The 19,849-nt window shown below is 66.7% G+C and carries 17 protein-coding genes; 7 read left to right on the top strand and 10 right to left on the bottom strand.

What is annotated here, in order from left to right; all coding sequences use genetic code 11:
• Nucleotides 1-103 precede the first annotated feature (103 nt).
• The 7 genes from FHW64_RS11585 (at nucleotide 104) to amrS (ending at nucleotide 10,288) form a co-directional block, all read left to right on the top strand.
• Complete coding sequence (locus tag FHW64_RS11585; RefSeq protein WP_184526134.1) at nucleotides 104-3,604, top strand: DUF2126 domain-containing protein; 3,501 nt, start codon at nucleotides 104-106, stop codon at nucleotides 3,602-3,604.
• A gap of 120 nt (nucleotides 3,605-3,724) precedes the next feature.
• On the top strand, nucleotides 3,725-6,433 hold the full coding sequence (locus FHW64_RS11580; RefSeq protein WP_184526113.1) for a circularly permuted type 2 ATP-grasp protein: 2,709 nt from the start codon (nucleotides 3,725-3,727) through the stop codon (nucleotides 6,431-6,433).
• Nucleotides 6,434-6,435: 2 nt separating this feature from the next.
• Entirely contained in the window at nucleotides 6,436-7,428 is a 993-nt protein-coding gene (locus FHW64_RS11575) for a transglutaminase family protein (protein ID WP_184526111.1), read from the top strand.
• A complete protein-coding gene (locus FHW64_RS11570; protein WP_184526109.1) occupies nucleotides 7,425-7,883 on the top strand; it encodes a RidA family protein in 459 nt (152 codons plus the stop codon). The genes FHW64_RS11575 and FHW64_RS11570 overlap by 4 nt, the downstream gene beginning before the upstream one ends.
• Nucleotides 7,884-7,898: 15 nt before the next feature.
• A complete protein-coding gene (locus tag FHW64_RS11565; RefSeq protein ID WP_221210257.1) occupies nucleotides 7,899-8,354 on the top strand; it encodes an Lrp/AsnC family transcriptional regulator in 456 nt (151 codons plus the stop codon).
• 60 nt (nucleotides 8,355-8,414) lie between these two features.
• Entirely contained in the window at nucleotides 8,415-9,215 is an 801-nt protein-coding gene (gene amrB / locus FHW64_RS11560; protein ID WP_184526107.1) for an AmmeMemoRadiSam system protein B, read from the top strand.
• Nucleotides 9,216-9,220: 5 nt separating this feature from the next.
• Nucleotides 9,221-10,288 carry an AmmeMemoRadiSam system radical SAM enzyme gene (gene amrS / locus FHW64_RS11555; protein ID WP_184526105.1) on the top strand — a complete coding sequence of 356 codons (1,068 nt, stop codon included), beginning with the start codon at nucleotides 9,221-9,223 and terminating at the stop codon, nucleotides 10,286-10,288.
• A gap of 10 nt (nucleotides 10,289-10,298) precedes the next feature.
• Here the strand turns inward: amrS and FHW64_RS11550 are convergent, their stop codons facing one another.
• The 10 genes from FHW64_RS11550 to FHW64_RS11505 form a co-directional block, all read right to left on the bottom strand.
• Complete coding sequence (locus tag FHW64_RS11550; RefSeq protein WP_184526103.1) at nucleotides 10,299-11,813, bottom strand: aldehyde dehydrogenase family protein; 1,515 nt, start codon at nucleotides 11,811-11,813, stop codon at nucleotides 10,299-10,301.
• Complete coding sequence (locus FHW64_RS11545) at nucleotides 11,810-13,006, bottom strand: saccharopine dehydrogenase family protein (protein ID WP_184526102.1); 1,197 nt, start codon at nucleotides 13,004-13,006, stop codon at nucleotides 11,810-11,812. The genes FHW64_RS11550 and FHW64_RS11545 overlap by 4 nt, the downstream gene beginning before the upstream one ends.
• A gap of 141 nt (nucleotides 13,007-13,147) precedes the next feature.
• Complete coding sequence (locus tag FHW64_RS11540) at nucleotides 13,148-14,173, bottom strand: LacI family DNA-binding transcriptional regulator (protein WP_184526100.1); 1,026 nt, start codon at nucleotides 14,171-14,173, stop codon at nucleotides 13,148-13,150.
• A gap of 14 nt (nucleotides 14,174-14,187) precedes the next feature.
• On the bottom strand, nucleotides 14,188-15,174 hold the full coding sequence (locus FHW64_RS11535) for a D-glycerate dehydrogenase (protein ID WP_184526098.1): 987 nt from the start codon (nucleotides 15,172-15,174) through the stop codon (nucleotides 14,188-14,190).
• Nucleotides 15,171-16,121 carry a sugar kinase gene (locus FHW64_RS11530; protein ID WP_184526096.1) on the bottom strand — a complete coding sequence of 317 codons (951 nt, stop codon included), beginning with the start codon at nucleotides 16,119-16,121 and terminating at the stop codon, nucleotides 15,171-15,173. Before FHW64_RS11530 ends, FHW64_RS11535 begins: the two co-directional genes overlap by 4 nt.
• A complete protein-coding gene (locus FHW64_RS11525; protein ID WP_184526094.1) occupies nucleotides 16,118-16,870 on the bottom strand; it encodes a sugar phosphate isomerase/epimerase in 753 nt (250 codons plus the stop codon). The genes FHW64_RS11530 and FHW64_RS11525 overlap by 4 nt, the downstream gene beginning before the upstream one ends.
• Nucleotides 16,870-17,643, bottom strand: coding sequence for an amino acid ABC transporter ATP-binding protein (locus FHW64_RS11520; protein WP_184526092.1), 774 nt, complete (start codon nucleotides 17,641-17,643; stop codon nucleotides 16,870-16,872). Before FHW64_RS11520 ends, FHW64_RS11525 begins: the two co-directional genes overlap by 1 nt.
• Before the next feature lie 27 nt (nucleotides 17,644-17,670).
• A complete protein-coding gene (locus FHW64_RS11515; RefSeq protein ID WP_184526090.1) occupies nucleotides 17,671-18,468 on the bottom strand; it encodes a transporter substrate-binding domain-containing protein in 798 nt (265 codons plus the stop codon).
• A 42-nt stretch (nucleotides 18,469-18,510) separates the two neighbouring features.
• The gene (locus FHW64_RS11510; RefSeq protein WP_184526088.1) at nucleotides 18,511-19,164 is read right to left on the bottom strand and encodes an amino acid ABC transporter permease; all 654 of its coding nucleotides are present in this window, start codon (nucleotides 19,162-19,164) and stop codon (nucleotides 18,511-18,513) included.
• Between the two features lie 5 nt (nucleotides 19,165-19,169).
• On the bottom strand, nucleotides 19,170-19,841 hold the full coding sequence (locus tag FHW64_RS11505; RefSeq protein ID WP_184526087.1) for an amino acid ABC transporter permease: 672 nt from the start codon (nucleotides 19,839-19,841) through the stop codon (nucleotides 19,170-19,172).
• Between the last annotated feature and the right edge of the window lie 8 nt (nucleotides 19,842-19,849).

Here is a 19,849-nt window from a genome sequence, read left to right as displayed (position 1 = left end):
ACCTCAATTCGCTCCCTGTCACGCGACTTTTTTGGCGCGCTAATTGCTTTCTGTGTCGGCTAGTATGCGTCTCACCCGAGGCACGACCGACGCACTGAACAACATGTCCATTCACGCCGCGCTCCACCACGTCACTCACTACAAGTACGACCGTCCGGTGCAATTGGGCCCACAGGTCATCCGCTTGCGACCTGCGCCGCATTGCCGGAGCAACGTGATCTCGTATTCGCTTCGGGTCGAGCCCGAGCAGCACTTCATCAACTGGCAGCAGGACCCGTTCGCGAACTACCTTGCGCGGCTGGTGTTCCCCGAGAAGACGACGGCCTTCAAGGTCACGGTCGATCTGGTCGTCGAGATGGCGGTCTACAACCCCTTCGACTTCTTCCTCGAACCGCAGGCCGAGAACTTCCCCTTCAAGTACACCGAAGCGCAGGCGCAGGAACTCGCGCCCTACCTCGTCGCCGATGCGCCCACGCCGCTGGTGCAGGCCTATCTCGACAAGATCGACCGCAAGGAACAGCGCACCATCGACTTCCTGGTCCAGATCAACCAGCAGGTGCAACAGGACGTCAACTACCTGATCCGCATGGAACCCGGTGTGCAGACGCCGGAAGAAACGCTCTCCAAGGGTTCGGGCTCGTGCCGTGACTCGGGCTGGCTGCTGGTGCAACTGCTGCGGCATTGCGGCCTGGCGGCGCGCTTCGTGTCGGGCTACCTGATCCAGCTCACGCCAGATGTGAAATCGCTCGACGGCCCGAGCGGCACCACGGTCGATTTCACCGACCTGCACGCCTGGTGCGAGGTGTACCTGCCGGGCGCTGGCTGGATCGGGCTCGATGCCACGTCGGGCCTGCTGGCCGGTGAAGGCCACATCCCGCTCGCCTGCACGCCGACGCCGTCGAGCGCCGCGCCGATCGAAGGCGCTGTCGACGAAGCGAAGGTCGATTTCGGCCACGAGATGAAAGTCACGCGCATCTACGAATCTCCGCGCGTGACCAAGCCTTACACCGAGGACCAATGGGCCGAAGTGCTCGCCCTGGGTGAAGCGGTCGATAAACGCCTGAAGGCCGGCGACGTGCGCCTGACGATGGGCGGCGAGCCGACCTATGTCGCGACCACCGACCGCGACGCGGCCGAGTGGAACACCGACGCGCTCGGCCCCACCAAGCGCGGCTACGCGACCGAGCTGGTGCAAAAGCTGCGTGCCGAATACGGCGACGGCGGCTTCCTGCACTTCGGGCAGGGCAAGTGGTATCCGGGCGAGCAATTGCCGCGCTGGGCGCTGTCGATCTTCTGGCGCGCGGACGGCGAAAGGATCTGGCACAACCCCGACCTGTTCGCAGACGAACGCCATCCGACCAACTACACCAGCGAGGACGCCCGCCGCTTCACCAATGCGCTGGCGCAGCGACTCGGACTGACCGAGCGCTACATCCAGCCGGGCTACGAAGACGTCTACTACTACCTCTGGCGCGAACGCCGGCTGCCGGTGAACGTCGACCCCTTCGAGTCGAAGCTCGACGACGAGATGGAGCGTATGCGCTTGCGCCGGGTGTTCACGCAGAAGCTGGACGCGGTGATCGGCTACATGCTGCCCATCGAGGCCTCCAATGCCGACGGCGACGCACCCGCGCTCGCCGGCCCCGGCTGGAAGACCGGCCCCTGGTTCCTGCGCGACGATCGCCTCTACCTGATGCCCGGCGATTCGCCGATGGGCTACCGCCTGCCGCTCGATTCGCAGCCGTGGGCCAGCAAGGGCGACTACCCCTACCTCATCGAACGCGACCCGACGGCGCCGCGTGCCGGTCTGCCGAGCTCGGCCGACTACCGCGCCCGCTACACCGGCTACGCCGGGGGATTTGCGGAAGGCGATGCCGACCGCAGTGCGGTGCCTTACGACTTCCGCGCACCGCAAGCCACACCGAGCGCACTGCGGATGCAGTCGCCGGGCGACGCCGCCGGCTTGCGCGACGCGGGGCAGGATCCGACCGCGACGCGCCAGCCGCGCCGAGGCGAATCCGCCCACTGGATCACGCGCACCGCCCTCTGTGTCGAAGTGCGCGACCCGCGCCGCGCCAACGGACCCGCGGCCGAGAAGGTCGGCAGCGCTTCCGGCGTGCTCTACGTCTTCATGCCGCCGCTCGCGCGGCTGGAGGACTACCTCGACCTGGTCGCGGCGGTCGAAGCCACGGCCGAAGAACTCGGCGTGAAGATCGTCATCGAGGGCTACCCCCCGCCGCGCGATCCGCGCCTGAAGATGCTGCAGGTCACGCCCGACCCCGGCGTGATCGAAGTCAACATCCATCCCGCGCACAACTGGGGCGAGCTGGTCGACCACACCGAGTTCCTCTATCACGCGGCCTTCGAGACGCGCCTGTCGGCCGAGAAGTTCATGACCGACGGCCGCCACACCGGCACCGGCGGTGGCAACCACTTCGTGCTGGGCGGTGCAACGCCGGCGGACAGCCCCTTCCTGCGCCGGCCCGAGCTGCTTGCAAGCCTGCTGCTCTACTGGCACAACCATCCGTCGCTGAGCTATCTCTTCTCGGGTATGTTCATCGGCCCGACCAGCCAGGCGCCGCGCGTGGACGAAGCGCGCAACGACCAGGTCTACGAGCTGGAGATCGCGCTCAAGGAAATCGCACGCAACCGCGAGATCTACGGCCAGAACATGCCCGCATGGCTGGTCGACCGCACGCTGCGCAACATCCTCATCGACGTCACGGGCAACACGCACCGCAGCGAGTTCTGCATCGACAAGCTCTACTCGCCCGATTCCAGCACCGGCCGCCTCGGCCTGCTTGAGCTGCGTGCCTTCGAGATGCCGCCGCATGCGCGCATGAGCATCGCGCAGCAACTGCTGCTGCGTGCGCTGGTCGCCCGCTTCTGGGACGCGCCTTACACCGCGCCGGCCACCCGCTGGGGCACCGAGCTGCACGACCGCTTCCTGCTGCCGACCTTCGTGCAGATGGATTTCGAGGACGTGATCAGCGAAATGCGCCAGGCGGGCTTCGCTTTCGATCCGAACTGGTTCGCGCCACATTTCGAGTTCCGCTTCCCGCTGGTCGGGCAGGTGCAGGCGATGGGCGTCGAGTTGTCGCTGCGCAACGCGCTCGAGCCATGGCATGTGATGGGCGAGGAAGGCACAGCCGGTGGCACTGCGCGCTATGTGGATTCATCGCTGGAACGCGTCGAGATTCGCGTCACCGGCATGAACGAAAGCCGCCACGTCATCACCGTCAACGGCCAGGTGCTGCCGCTGCAGCCCACTGGCACCACAGGCGAGTTCGTTGCGGGCGTGCGCTACAAGGCGTGGAATCCACCGTCGTCGCTCCATCCGACCATCGGCGTTCATGCGCCGCTGACTTTCGACATCGTCGACACCTGGATGAAGCGATCGCTCGGCGGTTGCCAGTACTTCGTCGCGCACCCGGGCGGGCGCAACTACGACACCTTCCCGGTCAACGCCTACGAAGCGGAAAGCCGCCGCCATGCACGCTTCACGCGCATGGGTCATACGCCGGGCCTGATGACCACGCCGCCGGCAACGATCGAGATCAGCGGCAGCCGCGAGTTTCCGTTCACGCTGGATCTGCGACGGTAACGACCCCAAATCCAGGAACCCCGCGGAACCGGCTCTGCCGGGCCGCCGGGGTTGCCCCCGGCGAGGGGGTGCAGAGCCACATGGAGTGGGCGAGGCTGGGGGTGAACTCATAATCTCACAGTGGATTCACACAACACATCCCTCTTCGATGCCCAGGCGCTGGAGGCGCCTGCCGAGCTGGCATCCGCTATCGCGCCGCCGGCCGCGCCGGGGCATTTCGACGAGCTGCGCGGCATCGCGACGCCGCAGACCACCACACGGCAGGGCACGCCTTCACAACCGGCCCCTTTGTATGACGCAGCGTCGGTCCCGCCCGCTGCGCCAGCCGCGGATGAAACCGATCTCGCGCCCGGGGAACATGCGCCGCTCGCGCCCTCCTGGGCCGGCTTCTTCGAGAACCTCGGCCCCGGCGGCTTCGACGACCTGCCGCGCCGAGCGGTCAGCCTGGAGCGGCAGATCCGCGACAACGGCGTCACCTACAACGTCTATGCCGACTCGGCCAACGGGCCGCAGCGGCCCTGGTCTCTCGATCTCTTTCCGCTGATCCTCTCGCCCGAGAGCTGGGCGCAGATCGAGGCCGGCGTGCAGCAGCGCGCGCGCCTGCTCGACCGCGTGATGGCCGACGTCTACGGGCCGCAGCAACTGCTCTCTGAAGGGCTGCTGCCGCCAGCGCTGGTGCAGGGCAATGCGGGCTATTTGCGCGCCATGCACGGCGTCAAGCCGCCGGGCGACACCTGGCTGCACATTGCGGCCTTCGACCTCGCGCGCGGCCCGGACGGCAACTGGTGGGTGGTCTCGCAGCGCACGCAGGCGCCCTCGGGGCTCGGCTATCTGCTGGAGAACCGCCTCGCGATCGCGCGCCAGTTTCCGCAGGCCTTCGAGAACCTGCATGTGCAGCGCCTCGCCGCGACCTACAACGCGATGATGGAAGGGCTGCAGCGCATGTGCCCTGCCGGCCAGCCGCCGCACATCGCGCTGCTGACGCCCGGGCCGTACAACGAGACCTACTTCGAGCACGCCTACCTGTCGCGCTACCTCGGCATCACGCTGGTCGAGGGCAGCGACCTCACGGTGCGCGACCAGCGGCTCTACCTCAAGACGCTGCAGGGCCTGCGGCCGGTGCACGGCCTCATCAAGCGGCTGGACGACCAGTTCCTCGATCCGCTGGAGCTGCGCCCCGATTCCACGCTGGGCGTGCCCGGGCTGCTGCAGGCGATCCGCGCCGGCAACGTCCTCGTGGCCAACATGCCGGGCTCGGCGTTTCTTGAATCGCCGGCGCTGCTCGGATTCCTTCCGGCGCTCGCGCGGCGCCTGCTCGACGAAAAACTGCAGCTACCGGCACTCCCAACCTGGTGGTGCGGCGAGCGCGCCGCGATGGAAGCGGTGCTGCCGCTGCTGTCCGACTGCGCGATCAAGGCCACCTACCCCGGCGACGATTCGCACACCAGCTTCGACTCGGTACTCGGCACCCGCATGGGCCAGCGCGGACTCGATGAATGGGCGGGCCGCATCATGCGCCGGGGCGAGGAGCACACGGTACAGAGCTATCTCCCGTTGTCGCAGATGCCGACGTGGACGCAGAACTTCGACCGGGGCCACATCGCGCCACGTGCCGTGCTGCTGCGCGTCTTCGCGATCAGTGACGGTCCGCAGTCGTGGCGCGTGCTGCCAGGCGGCCTCGCGCGGCTCGCCGGGCCCGACGCACAGATCGCCTCGATGCAGCGCGGTGGCAGCAGCGCCGATGTCTGGGTGCAGACGCTCGACGAAGTCGACATGACCACGCGCCTGCACTCGCAGGCGACGCCGGCTTCGCTGGCGCGGCACCGCGCGCCGGTCACCAGCCGCGCTGCGGAGAACATGTACTGGCTCGGCCGCTACACCGAGCGCGCCGAGAACGCGGTGCGCCTCGCGCGCGTCACGCTCGACCTGCTCGGCGGCGAAGAAGTGTCTTCCCGCGCACTGCTCAACTGGCTGCACCAGCTCACGGAACGCAACGCACTCGTGCCGCGCGAGGTGCCGAGCCTGCCGAAGTCGCGCCGCGTGTTCGAACGCGCGCTGATTGCGGAACTCGGCGATGTCGAGCGTGGCGGCAGCGTCGGCTTCAGCCTGAGTTGCGTGCGGCGCGCCGCTGCTGCAGTGCGCGAGCGACTGTCGCAGGACCACTGGAACCAGATCGTGCGTGCCGAGGCCGACTTCCTGCGCCGCAGCGCCGAACAGGCGGGCGAGAAAGGCGAGGCGGGCTACGAGTCCGGCGCCGCGCTGCGCCTGCTCGAATCCGCAAGCGCTGCCCTCGCCGCGATGACCGGCGCGCAGACCGACCGCATGACGCGCGACGATGCCTGGCGCCTGCTGTCCATCGGGCGGCACATCGAACGGCTGGCTTTTCTTTCCAGCGCACTTGCGGCGGGCTTCGAAACCGGCGCGGTGCACGAGGTGTCCGGCTTCGAGGCAATGGTCGCGCTGTTCGACAGCACCATCACCTTCCACGCGCGCTATCAGCAGCGGCGCGACGTCGCGACGATGGTCGACCTGCTGGTACTCGACGGCGACAACCCGCGCTCGCTCGCATGGGTCACTCACACCCTGCGCAAGCGGATCGCCAAGCTCGCGGGCAGTGCGCCGGGCAAGCTCTCGGCGCTGTCGTACGAACTGCCCGACCCCGACAGCTGGACGCTCGAGCACCTCTGCGAGGCCGGCCCCGAATCGCAATACGCCGCGCTGGTCGACCTCTGCACCGCGTGCGAGACGGCGTCCTACCACGTGTCGGACGCGATCGGCACGCGCTACTTCACGCTGACATCCGAGTCCCTGCGCTCTGTCGGAGCCTGACCATGCTGCTTCACGTCACGCACTTCACGCGCTACGACTACACGCCGCCGGTCGATACGGCGCAGCATCTTGCGCACCTCAAGCCGATGACCACGGCTTCGCAGCGGCTGGTGAGCCATGCGCTGACGATCACGCCGCCGCCGGTGCAGAGCAGCGAATCGCCCGACGTGTACGGCAATGCACGGACCTTCTTCGCGCTCGATTCGACGCACGAGGAACTCCTCGTTACCGCCGAAAGCGTGGTCGAGACGTCCGTGCCAGAGCTGCCTGCCTCGGTCGCGCGCGAACTGCCGTGGGAAGAGGTGCGCGAGCGATTCCGCTACGTCAAGGATTCACACTACGACCCCGCGGCCGAATTCCTGTTTCCGTCGCGCTACGTGCCACGCCACGATGATTTCGCCGCCTATGCGCGCCCGAGCTTCGCCGCCGGCCGCCCGGCCTTCGACGTCGCGATGGACCTCACGCTGCGCATGTTCAACGACTTCGACTACGACGCCGAGAGCACGGAGATCAGCACACCCGCGATCGAGGCGCTCGCGCAGCGTCGCGGGGTGTGCCAGGACTTCGCCCACATCATGATCGCGTGCATGCGCACCATGGGGCTCCCGGCGCGCTACGTGAGCGGCTACCTGCTCACCCAGCCACCGCCCGGCCAGCCGCGTCTGGTAGGTGCTGACGCATCGCATGCGTGGGTGTCGGTCTACCTTCCCGGCGCCGACGGTCCGGGCGACTGGGTCGACTTCGACCCGACCAACGGCCGCCAGCCCGGGGAAGACTACGTGACGCTCGCGATCGGCCGCGACTATTCCGATGTCTCGCCCATGCGAGGCGTGCTGCATGGCGGCGCACGTCACACGCTCAACGTCGGCGTCACGGTGCAGCCCATCGAGGAACGGCGCGATGAAGCCGCGAACGCCGCGCGCGCCCAGGCCGACCCGGTGGCGGACAATCCGCCATCCGACTCCCTGCCAACCGACAACAAGGACATTCCATGAGCATCCAGGACAAACTCAAGAGCCTCGGCATCACGCTGCCGCCCGTCTCCGTTCCCGCCGCGGCCTACGTACCTTTCGTGCAGACCGGCAACCTGGTCTTCCTCTCCGGCCACATCGCCAAGAAGGACGGCAAGCCGTGGGTTGGCCAGCTCGGCGCCAACATGACGACCGAAGAAGGCAAGCAGGCCGCCCGCGCCATCGCGATCGACCTGCTCGGCACGCTGAACGCGGCGATCGGCAACCTCGACAAGGTCAAGCGCATCGTGAAGGTGATGAGCCTCGTCAACTCCACCGGCAGCTTCACCGAGCAGCATCTGGTGACCAATGGCGCGAGCGAGTTTTTCGCGGAAGTGTTCGGTGCCCAGAAAGGCGCGCATGCGCGCAGCGCATTCGGCGTCGCGCAGATCCCCTTCGGCGCCTGCGTCGAGATCGAACTGATCGCCGAAGTCGAATAAGGCATCGCCAAGGCGTTGGACGACACCGACCGCCACCTGCTGAGCCTGCTGCAAGCCAACGCGCGCGAGTCGGCTGCGCTGCTCGCGCGCAAGCTCGGCGTGGCGCGCACCACGATCGTCGCGCGCATTGCCCGGCTCGAACGCGAGGGGGTGATCGCTGGCTACGGCGTGCGCCTCGGCAAGCGGCTCGAGGAAGCGGCGGTGCGCGCCTATTGCGGGCTCAGCGTTGCACCAAAAACGGGCGCCGCAGTGATGCGTGCACTGGAACGGTTACCCGAGGTCGAGGAAGTCTCGGCCGTCAGCGGGCAATTCGATTACATGGTGCTCCTGCGCTGCGAAACCAACGAGCAGCTGGACGCCCTGCTCGACGGCATCGGGCTCATCGAAGGTATCCAGCACACGCACACCTCGGTGGTGCTCAGCCGCAAACTGGACCGCCGCAGCGCGGTTCCTCCGCCTCCCTCCGACTGAGTAACCGCCGGTTGATTTCCGGCTGCGGAAGGTTCAAATTCAAGGGCTGGAGTTGCCCTCATGCCTGCCGTGCGCCATGCCGCCGTCTGTGGCTTGTTCTACCCCTCCGCGCCACGCGAGTTGCGGGAACAGGTGGATGGCTTTCTGCGTGATGGCGTCCACGGAAACGTCGAAACGCACCCACGGCCGAAGCTGCTGATTGCACCGCACGCGGGCTACGCCTATTCCGGTGCCATCGCCGCGAGTGCCTATGCGCTGCTCCGGCATCCGGATGCACCGCCGATTCGCCGCGTCGTGCTGCTGGGGCCTGCGCATCGGGTGTGGGTGAATGGCCTGGCTGCCCCGGAGGCCAACGCGTTCCAGACGCCGCTGGGGCGGATTCCGATCGATCGCGAACTGCTGGACCGCATCGCCGATCTCCCGCAGGTCATCCGCAGCGACCGCGCACATGCGCAGGAGCATTCGCTGGAGGTGCACCTGCCCTTCCTGCAGGCCGCACTGGGCGAGTTCACGCTCCTGCCGCTGGTCGTCGGCGATACCGGCGGCGCTGCGGTGGCGGAGGTGCTCGAACGACTCTGGGGCGGCGATGAGACGTTGATCGTCATCAGCTCCGACCTCTCGCACTACCTGCCGTACGCGAAGGCGAAGCTTGCCGACAAGGCGACGGTGCAGCGCATCTTGCGCTTCGATGCCGGGCTCACGCCCCACGAAGCCTGCGGCTCGGAAGCGATCAACGGCGCGCTGCTGGCCGCGCGTCACCATGGATTGAAGCCACGCCTGCTCGACCTGCGCAACTCCGGCGACACCGCAGGCGACCACGATCGCGTCGTCGGCTACAGCGCGATCGCCTTCGAGGCGTGAGCGCCATGGACCGGCCGGCGCATTGGTGGCACCGTCTCGACGACGGACGTATCCAGTGCGACCTCTGTCCGCGCGACTGTCGCCTGCACGAAGGCCAGCGCGGCATGTGCTTCGTGCGACAGCGCGTCGGCGACACGATGGTGCTCACCACCTACGGACGCAGTTCAGGCTTCTGTATCGACCCGATCGAAAAGAAGCCACTCAATCATTTCTTCCCCGGCAGCAGCGTCTTGAGCTTCGGCACAGCCGGCTGCAACCTGGCCTGCAAGTTCTGCCAGAACTGGGACATCTCGAAGAGCCGCGAACTTGATCGGCTGATGGATGCGGCCTCGCCCGAACGAATCGCCCAGGCCGCCCGGGAAAGCGGCGCTGACAGCGTGGCCTTCACCTACAACGACCCGGTGATCTTTGCCGAGTACGCGATGGACACCGCAGATGCCTGTCATGCGCTTGGTCTGCACAGCGTGGCAGTGACCGCCGGCTACATGCACGCGGAACCGCGACGTGCGTTCTACGAGCGGATGGACGCGGCGAACGTCGACCTCAAGGGCTTCACCGAGCGCTTCTACTTCCAGCAGACCGGCGCGCATCTCGCGCCTGTGCTCGATACGCTGCAGTACCTGAAGCACGAAACGCGCTGCTGGCTGGAGATCACGACGCTGCTGATTCCCGGCCACAACGACGACAGCGCGGAGATCGAAGCGATGACGCGCTGGATCGCGGACCACCTCGGCCTTGATGTGCCGCTGCACTTCTCCGCCTTTCATCCGGACTACAAGATGCTGGACGTGGCCCCGACCCCGCCGGCCACGCTCACGCGCGCCCGCGCCATCGCGCTTGGCAACGGGCTGCATCACGTCTACACAGGCAACGTGCACGACGTCGAAGGCGGGACCACCTTCTGTCCGTCGTGCCACGAGCCGCTGGTTCGGCGCGATTGGTATCTGGTGCTCGAATGCAGCCTCGACGAGCGCGGGACTTGCCCGCATTGCGGCACGCCGGTCGCGGGTCGCTTCGGCGCATTCAAGAGTGGGTTCGGTCGTCGCCGTATTCCAGTGCGGCTTGCGGCTTAGCGATTGCGAATCAGCCGAACCGGATGCCTTGCGCGAGCGGCAGCTCGGTCGAGTAGTTGATGGTGTTGGTCGTGCGCCGCATGTACTGCTTCCACGCATCGGAGCCGCTTTCGCGATCGCCGCCGGTCTCCTTCTCGCCACCGAACGCACCACCGATCTCCGCACCGCTCGGCCCGATGTTGACGTTCGCCATGCCGCAGTCGGAGCCAGAAGCCGAGATGAAGCGCTCGACCTCGCGCATGTCGTTCGAGAAGATGCACGACGAGAGCCCTTGCGGCACATCGTTGTGGATCTCGATCGCTTCATCGAGGTCGTCGTAGACCATCACGTAGAGCAGCGGCCCGAAGGTTTCGCGCCGGACCAGTTCCGTCTGCACCGTCATCTCCGCGATGGCCGGACGCACGTAGAAGGCCTTCCGAAAGCGATCGGCCAGCACGCGGTTGCCACCGATGAGCATGCGGCCGCCATTGGCCTCGACCTCGGCGATGGCAAGCTGCAGTGTGTTGAACGCCCCTTCGTCGATCAGCGGGCCGACGAGCGTGCCCTCTTCCAGCGGATGGCCGATGGGCAGGCTCTCGTAGGCCGCCAGCAGTTTCGGAATCAGGACATCCTTCACCGAGCGATGCACGATGAGCCGCCGCAGCGATGTGCACCGCTGGCCCGCGGTGCCTACGGCACTGAAGAGGATCGCCCGGAGCGCCATGTCGATGTCCGCATGGGGCGTCACGATCATCGCGTTGTTGCCGCCGAGTTCGAGGATGCGCCGGCCGAAGCGTGCCGCCACGCGCGGGCCGACTTCGCGACCCATGCGTGTCGAGCCTGTGGCCGAGACGAGCGGGATGTCGGGGCTGTTGACCAGCGCCTGTGCCTGCGCAGCGCGACCGATCACGATCTGCGCCAGGCCCTCCGGTGCGCGATCACCGAAGCGTGCGATGGCGCGCTCCAGTGCCTTGAAGGTGGCAAGGCCGGAGAGCGGTGCCTTCTCGGAAGGCTTGAAGATCACCGGATCGCCGCACACCAGTGCGATCGCTGCGTTCCACGCGAAGACGGCGCTCGGGAAGTTGAACGCAGTGATGATCGCCACTGGCCCGAGCGGGTGGTACTGCTCCATGATGCGGTGGCCGGGCCGCTCCGAGACGATGGTTTTGCCATGGAGCTGCCGCGAGAGCCCCAGTGCGAATTCGCAGATGTCGACGCCTTCCTGCACTTCGCCGAGGCCTTCCTGCGCGATCTTGCCGACCTCCACCGAGACCACGCGCCCGATGTCGGCCTTGCCCTTCCGCAGTTCCTCGCCCCAGAGGCGCACGAGTTCGCCACGCACCGGCGCGGGCACTTCGCGCCAGCGCACGAATGCAGACTTGGCGCGCGCGATCACCTCGGGCATCGATGCCTCCGGCGTTTCATGCAATTGCGCGAGTTCCGCCCCGTCGACGGCCGAGCGGACGGCCAGCGTTCCACCGGTGCGTTGGGAAGCGGCGATGCCGCAGCGATCGAAAAGTGCGGACAGATCGTTCGCGTCGTTCATGTATGTGGCTCCTTCCGGGTCCGGCGTCGCGCCTGGGGTGGCCAAGTATGAGCGAAGGTGGTTCCGTGGTGCGACGCGGCGGACGTCCGGCCCGCCGTCGATTCGGCCAGTTGGGCATAGCAGCTTCCGACGCGGGTCGAAAGGAAGGCGTCGAGCGCGACCTGCTCCTGGCCCACGAAGCCGTTCGAAGGCAGCCGACCCGAGCTGAGAAGTTCGAAGACACCGACCACGCCAGCCGCTGTCGCCAGTTCGATCGCAGTGCGGTCCACTCCGCGCAGGCGACCGCCGTGGATGCGGGCCAGGCGCGTCTCCTGCTCGAGGCGCCCTCCACGCAAGCCGGACGCGGAGGCGAAGACGATCACCATGTCCTCGCGACTGTGCGGCACTGCGTTCTCTAGCACCTGCCGCAGGAGGTCGCGCCGCTCGACCAGCCGCAGGTCATGCAGCAGCAGCTTCATCGCATCGCGATGGCCCGGATAGCGGATCGTCTTGTAGTCGAGGTTGCGCACGCGGCCCGCAAGCGTTTCGCACAGCGTGCCGAGTCCGCCGGAGGTGTTGAAGGCTTCGTAGGTGTCGCCGTCGAGCACAAGCGTCTCGTGCCCTTCCAGCGGCGGCACCGACACCAATTGGCCTTGGGCGATGGCCGCGCACGGATGGCAGTACTCGTTGATGACGCCGTCGATGCTCCAAGTGAAGTTGTAGCGCAGACCATTGGTCGCGTGCCGCGAGAGCGCGCCGACGCGCAGGTGCAGGTCGTAGAGAGTCTCGAAGCGCCCTGCGAGATGCGCACCGAGCATGCCGATCACACCGGGCGCGAGACCACTCTGCGGCATCAGCACGGAGTCCGAGCCCACGGCCAGCGCGCGGATCGCAGTGGTGGCTGCAACATCTTCGGTCAGGTCGAAGTAGTGCACGCCCGCACTGCGCGCAGCGGCTGCAACGCGCGCCGCAAGAAAGAACGGCAGCGCGTTGATGACCACGTCATGCCCCGCAAACGCATCGGCCAGCGAAGCATCGTCCTCGACATCGACGATGGTGCGCGTCACCAGCCGGTCGTCGGGCTCGTGTCGCGCATGCTGCCGGTCTGAGAGCGTGACGGGAAGGCGGTGGTACTCGGCCACCATGTCAGCCACCGTGCCGCCGATCTTGCCGGCGCCGAGGACCAGGACCTTGCGGATGGTTGGCGCTGCCATGTGATGCTCCTCAAGCGCATTTCGCTGCTGTTGCGAATGACTCTAGGAGGGATTGCAGCCAGCCGGAAGCTGCCAGAGCGTCGAAGACGGAGGCCTTCCCGACGAAATGACGAGAGGCCCCGTCGAAACGGCGGTGGCGGATCAGGCCGTGCCTGACGAACCTCGAACGATCAACTCGCCCGGCAGCAGCAACTGCCTCGGCGGCCCTTCGAGGCCCTGCAGACGCTCGATCAGGCAGGTCGCCGCCGTACGGCCGATTGCATCGGTGGGTTGCGCGATGGCGCTCAGGCCGGGGCCGATGAGCGGCGCCCAATCCGGGTCGTCGAATCCCACGAAGCCGATATCGGTGCCAAAACGCAGTCCCAGCCGCGCCATCGCGCTCGCGACGCGCAGCGTCACGACCGCATTGCCGGCTAGCACTGCCGCGCGCCGGCCGCGCTTGGCACGCTTTTGCAACGCACGCAGCGCGGCATCGAGGTTGTCGCTGTCCTCGCCCGTGCACTCGAACACCTCGCCGGCCACGCGTGGCTCGTGCGCCGCCATGCAGCCACCGAAGGCAGTCGCGCGTTCGCGCCGCGAGCTCACGCCCTTGAGCGGCTCCGTGATGTAGAGCAGTTCGCGGAATCCACCTTCGACCAGATGGCCGCAGGCCGCCTTCATGGCCGCGCCGTTGTCGAGGGAGACGAAATCGGTGTGCATGCCCGCATGCCGGCGGTCCACCAGCACCGCCGGCTTGCCATGCAGCGCCTCGGCGTCGGCGAGACCCACCCCGCGGCCCAGCGTGTTCAGGATGAATCCGTCGACCTGGTAGCCGGCCAGCGCATCGATGGCCTCGCGTTCGCGATCGATGTCGTTGCCAAGGTTGAACAGCATCACGAGGTAGCCGGCGTCCTGGCAGGCCTTCTCGGCACCGCGCAACACCGCAACCGAATAAGGATTGGTGATGTCGGCCACGATCAGGCCGATGAGTCGCGAGCGGCCGTGACTCAGCGCCTGAGCCATCGGGCTCGGCGTGTAGTCGAGCTGGGCGACGGCGGCTTCGACACGCGCGGCGATGTCCGGGCTCAGCAGCCGTTCGCGATGGTTGAGGAAGCGCGAAACGGTGGCCTTGGAGACGCCCGCCGCCTTGGCGACATCGGCGATGGTCGCGCGGGCCGAGCGCTGCATGGGTGTCCTCGCGTTCAAGCGGCGGCCGTGTCGTAGACCGCCAACGGACGCTCGCCCGCCAGGGCACGCAGCAGATTCGTCGTCGCGAGCTCGGCCATTGCATGGCGCGTCTCGTGCGTCGCGGAGCCGATGTGCGGCAGTGGCGTCACGCGCGGATGGGTGCGTAACGGCGAATCCTTGGGCAGCGGTTCGGTGGCGAACACATCGAGTCCGGCGGCCCGCAGGCGGCCACTGTCGAGCGCGGCGAGCAAGGCGTCTTCGCGCACCGTGGCGCCGCGTCCGCCGTTGATGAAGATCGCGCCCGGCTTCATCGCGTCGAACACGCGGGCTTCGATCATGCCGCGCGTGCTGTCCGACAGCGGCAGCATCGCGACCACGAAATCGGCGCGCGCAAGAAGCTCGTCCTGCGGGGTGTGCAGCGCCCGTCCCTGCAACTCGGGCGCCTGTACGGCAAGGTCCACCGGACGGCGTGCGTGATAGAGCACCGGCATGCCGAAGCCGAGTGAAGCGCGGCGCGCGATCGCCTGCCCGATGCGGCCGAAGCCCAGCAGGCCGAGTGTCTTGCCGTGCACGTCGAAGCCGAACAGGTCTTCGCCGATGTTCTGGATCCATCGGCCTTCGCGCACGAGGTTCGAAAGCTCGACCACCCGGCGGCTGGTCGCCATCAGCAGTGCGAAGACCGTGTCGGCCACGGTCTCGTCGAGCACGCCCGGCGTGTGGCAAAGCATGATGCCCCGCGCATGCAGCGCGGCGAGCGCGTAGTTGTCGACGCCGACCGACACGCTGGAGACCACTTCGAGCTGCGGCGCGCGAGCAAGCAATGCATCGTCGACGGGAAAGCTCGAACCGATCAGCCCCTGCGCGAGAGGCAGCGCAGCATCGAAGGCCTCGCGCTGCGCATCGATGCGCGGATTGGCGACGGTGACTTCATGCTCGGCCTTGAGCCGTGCGAGCTGGTCGTCGGGCAACTCGCGAAAGACGAGGATCTTCTTGCGTGTCACAGCTTGGCCTCCTCGAGTTGCTTGCGCGTCGGCAAGCCTTCGGTGTCACCCAGCACTTGCACTGCGCGCGCGCCGATCCACGCGCCGCGGCGCACGGCTTCAGGCACCGACTTGCCTTCGAGCAAGGCACTGACCACGCCGGCAGCGAAACCGTCACCGGCGCCGACCGTGTCGATCACTTCCTTGACCGGGAAGCCTTCCACGATGCCGGTGCCCGCGACATCGCTGTCGTAGTAGGCACCCTTCGCGCCGAGCTTGACTACCACCAGCTTCGCGCCGCGCTCACGGTAGAAGCGCGCGATGGCTTCAGGCGTGTCGTGGCCGGTCAGGATCAGGCCCTCCTCGATGCCGGGCAGCACCCAGTCGGCGCGCGCCGCGAGGTCGTTGATCCAGTGCCGCATCACCTCCGGCGAAGACCAGAGCGTCGGGCGCAGGTTGGGATCGAAAGAGATGGTGCGGCCGGCTGCGCGCATCACGTCCATCGATTTGATCGCAGCCTGGAGGCTCGTGTCGGAGATCGCCGCGAACACGCCGGTCGCGTGCAGATGGCGCGCCGAGCGCAGCCAGTCTTCATCGACATCGGCCGGGCCCATGAAGCTTGCCGCCGAGTTCTTGCGATGAGACTCGACCGGCGGATCGCTGCCGTCGGTCACGCGGCCCTTGAACTGCAGGCCGGTGCGCTGTGTCGCGTCGCTGATGACGTGCGAGCAATCGATGCCCTCGCCCTTCATCGTGGCGAGCAGCGCGCGCCCCATCGAATCGGTGCCGAGCCGGCTTGCCCAGCCGACCTTCAGGCCGAGGCGCGCGAGGCCGATGGCCACATTGGTTTCGGCACCGGCAGTGCGCTTGTGGAAAGCGGTGGCGTTCTCGATCGGGCCGGGCTGGTCGGCGACCAGCAGCAGCATGGCCTCGCCGAACAGAGCGACATCGAAGGCAGATGAAGTCATGTTGTTGTGTTTCGCAGTGATCGGATGTGCGCGATCTGGTCGCGCGTGACAGCGAGCAGATCATCGCCGATCAGCGGGTATTCGATGGCATGCGGCACATCGGCCGGCAGCGCGCGCAGCACTGAGCGCCACGGCGCGATCGAATCGGCCAGGGGCACCGCGACCCACTTTGCCGGCAGACGCTGCACGCCCTTGCAATGCACGTAGCGGACTCGATGACCCAGCGCCTGTGCGGCCTGCAGAGGACACTCGCCAAGCCAGTGCCAGTTGCCCATGTCGAAGGTCATGCCGAGGTCAAGCCCGACACGATCGGCCGAATCGAAGAAGGCTTGCAACGCGGACAACGTGCCGGCAGACACGGTCTGGTCGTTCTCGATGACGAGTTCGATCGAAGTTTCGGCCAGGCGGGCCTTGAGACCAGCCAATGAACCGTGCGACGACGGGCCGAAGTCGCCAATGGCCATCTTCAACCGTGCAGCGCCCAGCGTGGTTGCCGCCGCGATGCCACGGCCGAGCGCCGCTTCGTCGAAGTCGCCGCCCTGGGCAAACAGACCTTCAGGGCTCGAAAAGACGGTTGCAAGACCGGCCAGCGCCGGCAATTCGGCTGCGGGATCGCGCAGCAACTCACCGCGCACTTCGACGCTGTCCGCGCCTGCCGCCTTCGCAAGCTGCGCGCACCAGAGCTGCCCGTGGCGGCCGATCTCGGCAGCGCCGAAGGATGAAAGAGAAATGAGGACCGGCGTGGCCATCAGTGATGCGAGCTCAGGATCTGGCCGAGGAACTGCCGGGTCTTCTCGTGCTTCGGGTTGCCGAAGAACTCGGTCGGCGCACCCTGCTCGATGATCTTGCCGTCCGCCATGAAGATCACGCGATCGGCCACGCTGCGTGCGAAACCCATTTCATGCGTAACGCACAGCATGGTCATGCCGTCTTCGGCGAGGCCGATCATGGTGTCGAGCACTTCCTTGACCATCTCGGGGTCGAGCGCCGAAGTGGGCTCGTCGAACAACATGATCTTCGGCGACATGCACAGCGCACGCGCGATCGCCACACGTTGCTGCTGGCCGCCGGAAAGCTGGCTCGGGTACTTGTGCGCCTGGTCCGGGATGCGCACGCGTGTGAGGTATTTCATCGCGACCTCTTCCGCCTGCGCCTTCGACATGCCGCGCGAGCGCATCGGCGCCAACGTGCAGTTCTGCAGGATGGTGAGGTGCGGGAACAGGTTGAACTGCTGGAACACCATGCCGACCTCGGCGCGCACCGCATCGACGTTCTTGCCGCCTGCCGTGAGCCCGATGCCGTCGACTTCGATGCGGCCCTTCTGCACCGTCTCAAGCCGGTTGATGCAGCGGATCAGCGTCGACTTGCCCGAGCCCGAGGGGCCGCAGATCACGATGCGTTCGCCGGTGCGCACCGAAAGGTCGATGTCGGTCAGCACCTGGAAGGTGCCGTACCACTTGTTCACCGCCTCGAGCCGGATGATGGTGTCCGTGCCTGCGTGGGTCGTGACTGCGTCAGTCATGGGTGTTCCCTGCGTTGGCCTAGGTGCTTACTGCAGCTTGGGCAGATCGGTCTGCAGCCACTTGTTGTAGAGCTTGTTCAGCTCGCCATTCGCGGTGTTCTTCTGCACGAACTCGTTGACGTTCTTGAGCAGGTCGTCCTGGCCCGGACGCATCGCGATGCCCATGTTCTGCTGCACCAGCGTGAACTTGTTTTCGAAGGTGTCGGCCGGCACGCGCTTGGCGATCTGCGCGGCAACGGTGGTCGAAGCGCCGATCGCATCGACCTGGCCCGACATCAGCGCCTGCATGGCGGATGCGTCATCGTCGAAGCGGCGGATCTCGGTGCCTTCCGGCGCGGCCTTGGTCACGGCCACGTCCTGAGTGCTGGCACGGGCCACGCCCACGCGCACGGTCTTCAGGTCGGCAGCGCTCTTGATCGGCAGCGCCTTCTTGCCATACAGAACGATGGTTGCGGCAGCGTAAGGCTGCGAGAACTGCACCTGCTTCGCGCGCTCGGGCGTGATCGCGAGCGAGGCGACGAGCAGGTCGACCTTGTTGGTCAGCAGGAAGGGAATGCGGTTCGGGCCGGTCACCGGAACGATGTTGGCCTTCACGCCCCAGTCCTTGGCGAGCAGCTTGGCGACGTCGGCGTCGTAGCCGTCGGGCTGGTTCTGCGCGTTGGTCGTGCCGTAGGGCGGGAAGTCGACCAGCATGCCGATGGTGACCTCGCCCTTCTTCTTGATGTCGGCGACGCTCTGTGCGGAAGCGAGCGGTGCGAACACGGTGAGTGCGGCGCCCAGGCCGAGGGCTGCGACGGCAGCGCGGCGGGTGGTCATACGGATCATGCGAAGTCTCCTAGGTTGAGAACAGGTGAAATGAAAAGAGATTCAGCGAGCAAGGGCGCGAGCGCGTTGGCGCTCCATGCGCGCAGCCAGCAGCGACAGCGGCCAGCAGATGACGAAGTAGATCGCTGCCACCGTCGTGAACACTTCCAGCGGCTGGAAGGTCGCGTTGTTGATGATCTGCCCGGCGCGCGTGACTTCGGTGAAGCCGATGATGGCCGCGAGCGAAGTGCCCTTGATGATCTGCACCACGTAGCCCACCGTCGGCGGCAGTGCGATCTTGAAGGCCTGCGGCAGCACCACGTCGCGCATCAGCGAGGTGTAGCTGAGGTTGAGCGCATGCGCCGCCTCCCACTGGCCTCGCGGAATCGCCTGGATGCAACCGCGCCAGATCTCGCCGAGGAAGGCTGCGCTGTTGAGGATGAGCGCCACGCCGGCAGCGATCCACGGATTGATGTCGAAGCCCAGCACCGGTGCGCCGAAGAAGATCAGGAAGAGCTGCAGCAGCAGCGGCGTGCCCTGGAAGATCTGGATGAAGCCGGTGGACAGCGCTTGCGCGACCTTGTTCTCCGAAGTGCGCGCCAATGCGATGACGAGCCCCAGGATCGCGCCGCCGACGAAGGCGATCGCCGACAACGCCAGCGTCCACTGGGCCGCCTGGAGGATGAACAGGAATTCTGGAAAGCCGAAGGTACGCATGGTGTTCAGCGCCTGTCCGGATAGTTGAGGGTGCGCCGATAGATCAGCTTGAACAGCGCCGAGAACGACAGCGCCAGCGCGAGATAGATGCCCGCGACCACGATGTAGATCTCGAAGCTGCGGAAGGTCTGCGACTGCAGGTTTGCCGCGACCGAGGTGAGGTCATCCGCCGAGATCACGGACACCACTGCGGAGCTCAGCATCAGCAGGATGAACTGGCTGGTGAGCGCCGGGTAGATGGCCTTCAGTGCGGGCTTGATGATGATGAAGCGGAAGATCTCCCAGCCCTTGAGGTTGAGCGCCCTGCCCGCCTCGATCTGGCCCTTGGGAATCGACTCGATGCCGGCACGGACGATCTCTGCCGCATAGGCGCCGAGGTTGACGACCATCGCCGTCAACGCCGCGGTGTAGGGCGACCACCGAAGGCCCACCGCAGGCAGCGCGAAGAAAAAGAAGAAGAGCTGCACCAGGAACGGCGTATTGCGGATGACCTCGATGTACGCGTTGACGATGAAGCGCAGCCACTTGGGCCCCGAGACCTTGCCCCAGGCGCAGAAGATGGCCACCACCAGGCCCAGGAGCGTCGCCACGAGCGAGAGCTGGATCGTGATCCAGGTGCCCTTCAGCAGCAGCGGCCAGGCGGCGAAAACGGCGTCGAACTGGAATTGGTATTTCACGGAGGAAA

It is taken from the genome of Variovorax sp. Sphag1AA (assembly GCF_014192575.1).
Lineage (GTDB): Bacteria > Pseudomonadota > Gammaproteobacteria > Burkholderiales > Burkholderiaceae_C > Variovorax.
This window is presented reverse-complemented; position numbering and strand designations above follow the sequence as displayed.